Raw genomic sequence first — 3279 nt, 5'->3', positions numbered from 1 at the left:
TTACGCTAACCCACGAAATTGGAGGCTAGCACCTCGTGGGGGTCATTATGTCTATGTGTAAGGGGAGATATGAGCGCTAAACGGAGATTAATTGGTGGTGTAGGATTGGTAAAAGGGCGACCTAAAAACCTGGGGGTTTGTATTCAAGAGGTCTGTTCCATATTAGAACCTACGCTCGAAGGCAGTGGTTGGTCAGATAAAGCTCCTTTCCATACATTAAGCTTGATCATTAGATACGGAAGTGATGACTCTCGCGCTGTTGAGTTTGGTTCTATTAATAAGAAATACAGTGAGCTAAACGTTTCTATAACAACTTCACTAACGGTACTAAAAGAAGCAGATAAACGTGGGGAGTTGCAAAGTCTCGTCATGGAGTTGGCTGAGCAATCAATTCAACAAGTATCGGCAAAATATGGGTTGGCCGAAAATTACACATAACAAACGTTTAAAGCTCAAGCAACTTTTAAACGGTAGGTAGGTGAGGCCAATACCTACCTAGTGACTTACTCAGATATATCTGAGAATTAACCCTTTACATTGGTCATTTTGTGTATTTGTGGCTCATGAGCTAATGCGGTTTTATAAAACTCAAATATCGGTGTGATATATGGCTGGGCATAGTGTTCGTCTAGGGCGGCTTGGTCGACCCAGTTTTCAACCAAGATAAGCTGATCTTTCGCTTTGTTTTCATATAGCTCAAAACGCAAGCAACCCGCTTCTTCTCGAGTAGCAGTTAGAATGCCTTCAGCTTTTTGTTTGCACTCCGCATAAAATTCACTTTTTGGGGTAATAAAAGCCACAACACTAAGCATTGTTTTTCTCCTTTTGGGGGGTAAATTGGCCCATCAATTTTTGGGTTAATACCATGATTGGTTTATTCAACAAGTAGGCCGCTGCAAACGAAGCCGGCCAAGCATTAATAAAGGCAAAGCCCCATCGACTGATGAAATCCTCTGGTAAACCGAGATTGATGTAAGTAACCCACGCGGACACCATACTTGACATCGCACATGAGAACAGAGCAGTGAACAAAAGTTTTTTCATAGCGCTTCCTCCGGTCTGTATACTGTATGGATTTATCGTATCCTCAGCCATACGAGCTTTAGAACACTAAGATTGCGGAAAACCTTATGCTGGATGATTTTTTATTATTTGTTGAAGTAGCCCGTCGAGGCAGTTATTCAAAAGCGGCACGAGACTTAACAACTACCGCGCCTACCTTGTCCAAACGCATCTTATTATTAGAAGAGAGATTAGGTGAGTCACTCTTTATTCGCTCCTCTAGGGGAGTCAAACTCACCAGCTTTGGTAAAGGGTTATTTGAACAGCTTGGCGAGACTACCCTAAATCTTCATCAGGCTGTAACTGAAAGTTCGAAAAGTGAAGCGGTTTCCTTCGTCTTACATTGCCCACGAAACTTAATCATTGGCCAACTATACCCAGCGCTTGAAGCCTTTCTGCTAGAGAAAAGTCATGTGGATGTCGTTATTGAGCCTGCCAATACAAATGTACTGCTCAGCCAAACTTCTTTTGATTTAGCGATACGTTGTGGAGAGCAAAGAGACTCGTCTTTTTACCAGAAAAAGTTAGCCAACATTGCCGTATGCCTTGTCTCAAGAAGAGACTCCAAAAGCCGAGACCGACTTATTATGCCGTACTCTAAGACGCAAATTTCAGGGCAAGACTTGCTAAGTATCGAGCGGCAATACTCCAAGGTTTCTCGGGTCAACGACATTACCTTGGTACGTAAACTGGTCGCGTCAGGCATGGGGGTAGGCCTATTGCCGATGACAGAGATCGCCGATTTGAATAGTGAGATGTCCGGGCACATTCAATACGACTCTGAAATACTTTTTACTCGGCCTATGTATGCCTTGTGGGCGAATAAACCAAAGCCTTCGTCACTGTCCCAAGATCTGATCACATGTATCGAGAGCTGTGTTCAAAACACTCGCGCTTTACAAGGGCGCAAGGTTGATTTGACGTGATTGGGCGGTATATCTTTGGAAGAATCGGTAAGGAAGTAGGTGTTCAATGGTGGATAAAATTACATTTTTCACAAGGCTAGAGCGCCAGATTCTTTCTGGTAAAAAGACTGCAACGATTAGGGATAAATCTGAAAGCCATTATTACCCGGGGCAGGTTGTTGAAGCACTTACTCACGAAGATGGGCGAAAAATCTGTAGACTAGAAATTGTCGGTGTTGAGCATGTGAACTTTGGTAAACTCAACAGAAAGCATGCAAAAGCAGAAAACCTTCCATTTGTCTTCATGCTCAAATGGATCTTGCGAAAGATATATCCATCAGACAAGAGCTTGTGTTTTATAAGCTTCAAAGTCGTTGATTAACAAGTCTGCAAGTTATGAAGTACATAGAAGCACGCGTATAACAGGGCGTTTTTAGTTGGGAAACTATGAGAGCAATTTTTAAAAAAACGGAAGTTGAATATCTTGAAGCAATCATCGAATTAGATGGTGTCAATGTTGTTGTAATGGACGACTTTGGGGGCGATAGATATCAGGCTGGAGAAAATATCGATATCTGTTTATCAGTCGGCCTCCATTATGAAGACGAAGAATGAGAGTCAATGTTTTCAGGTAATCCTGAAGCCAAGAAAGAGCTAAACCACCAGTGGGGCTGGCGCTATCGTGCATATGGTATCGTGACAGAAATAGATCCTGAGGTAATAGTTGATGTGGGTATTACATATCTATCAGCACCAATCGAGACTAGTGATCCAAGATTAGCAGGAGAAAGTATCGCATTTACTATCTATAGACTGGATGCTCACAGCAGCTAACAAGGCGCAGCTTTCGGACAACTTTTTCATACTCCAATTAATCCGTAACATTCTAGGTTAGCTATGTCGAAGCCAAGCTTTTGTCCAAAACCTTCACGGGCTGAATTTTTACCCGTGGCATTCATTCAGCTTTCATCTCAAATGATTAATCGGTAAAGTCTGGCAAACAGAAAGGAGCTAGTAAAAAATGATTGATACCACAATATTGCCACTATTCTTTGTTACCACTATATTCTTAGCAATTTCTCCGGGCCCAGATTTAGTACTCATATCAACATATTCTTCGACTCGTGGCTTTAAAGCTGGAGTAATGGTGTCAGTTGGTATTTTCATTGCGGGATTAATTCAAACACTGTTAGTAGCATTTGGCTTGGGAAAACTGATGCAAGCGATGCCACCTTTGGTATTGGTAATCAAAATTGTTGGGGCAATTTATCTATCTTGGCTTGGAGTCAATTTATTACGTACATGGCTAAAA

The 3279-nt window shown here is 42.0% G+C and carries 8 protein-coding genes; 6 read left to right on the top strand and 2 right to left on the bottom strand.

The window, feature by feature from the left end:
- The first annotated feature begins 69 nt into the window (after positions 1-69).
- Positions 70-438 (top strand): Imm39 family immunity protein, encoded by a 369-nt coding sequence (locus tag JC606_RS22860; protein WP_198779514.1) that lies wholly within the window; start codon positions 70-72, stop codon positions 436-438.
- A gap of 86 nt (positions 439-524) precedes the next feature.
- Here JC606_RS22860 and JC606_RS22855 read toward each other — a convergent pair whose 3' ends face one another.
- Complete coding sequence (locus tag JC606_RS22855; protein ID WP_102425075.1) at positions 525-812, bottom strand: putative quinol monooxygenase; 288 nt, start codon at positions 810-812, stop codon at positions 525-527.
- A complete protein-coding gene (locus JC606_RS22850) occupies positions 805-1044 on the bottom strand; it encodes a DUF2798 domain-containing protein (RefSeq protein WP_137407626.1) in 240 nt (79 codons plus the stop codon). The genes JC606_RS22855 and JC606_RS22850 overlap by 8 nt, the downstream gene beginning before the upstream one ends.
- A gap of 86 nt (positions 1045-1130) precedes the next feature.
- Between JC606_RS22850 and JC606_RS22845 the strand changes: the two genes are divergently transcribed.
- The 5 genes from JC606_RS22845 to JC606_RS22825 form a co-directional block, all read left to right on the top strand.
- Positions 1131-1988, top strand: coding sequence for a LysR family transcriptional regulator (locus JC606_RS22845; RefSeq protein WP_198779513.1), 858 nt, complete (start codon positions 1131-1133; stop codon positions 1986-1988).
- 46 nt (positions 1989-2034) lie between these two features.
- Positions 2035-2349 carry a N(4)-acetylcytidine aminohydrolase gene (yqfB, locus tag JC606_RS22840; RefSeq protein ID WP_198779512.1) on the top strand — a complete coding sequence of 105 codons (315 nt, stop codon included), beginning with the start codon at positions 2035-2037 and terminating at the stop codon, positions 2347-2349.
- Positions 2350-2414: 65 nt separating this feature from the next.
- Positions 2415-2582, top strand: a complete 168-nt coding sequence (locus JC606_RS22835) for a hypothetical protein (RefSeq protein WP_198779511.1) — start codon at positions 2415-2417, stop codon at positions 2580-2582.
- Positions 2583-2588: 6 nt separating this feature from the next.
- A complete protein-coding gene (locus JC606_RS22830; protein WP_198779510.1) occupies positions 2589-2801 on the top strand; it encodes a hypothetical protein in 213 nt (70 codons plus the stop codon).
- Between the two features lie 187 nt (positions 2802-2988).
- The coding region (locus JC606_RS22825; RefSeq protein WP_198779509.1) for a LysE family translocator at positions 2989-3279 on the top strand (291 nt) is incomplete at its 3' end.

It is taken from the genome of Vibrio sp. IB15 (assembly GCF_016406055.1).
Classification (GTDB): Bacteria; Pseudomonadota; Gammaproteobacteria; order Enterobacterales; family Vibrionaceae; genus Vibrio; species Vibrio chagasii.
This window is presented reverse-complemented; position numbering and strand designations above follow the sequence as displayed.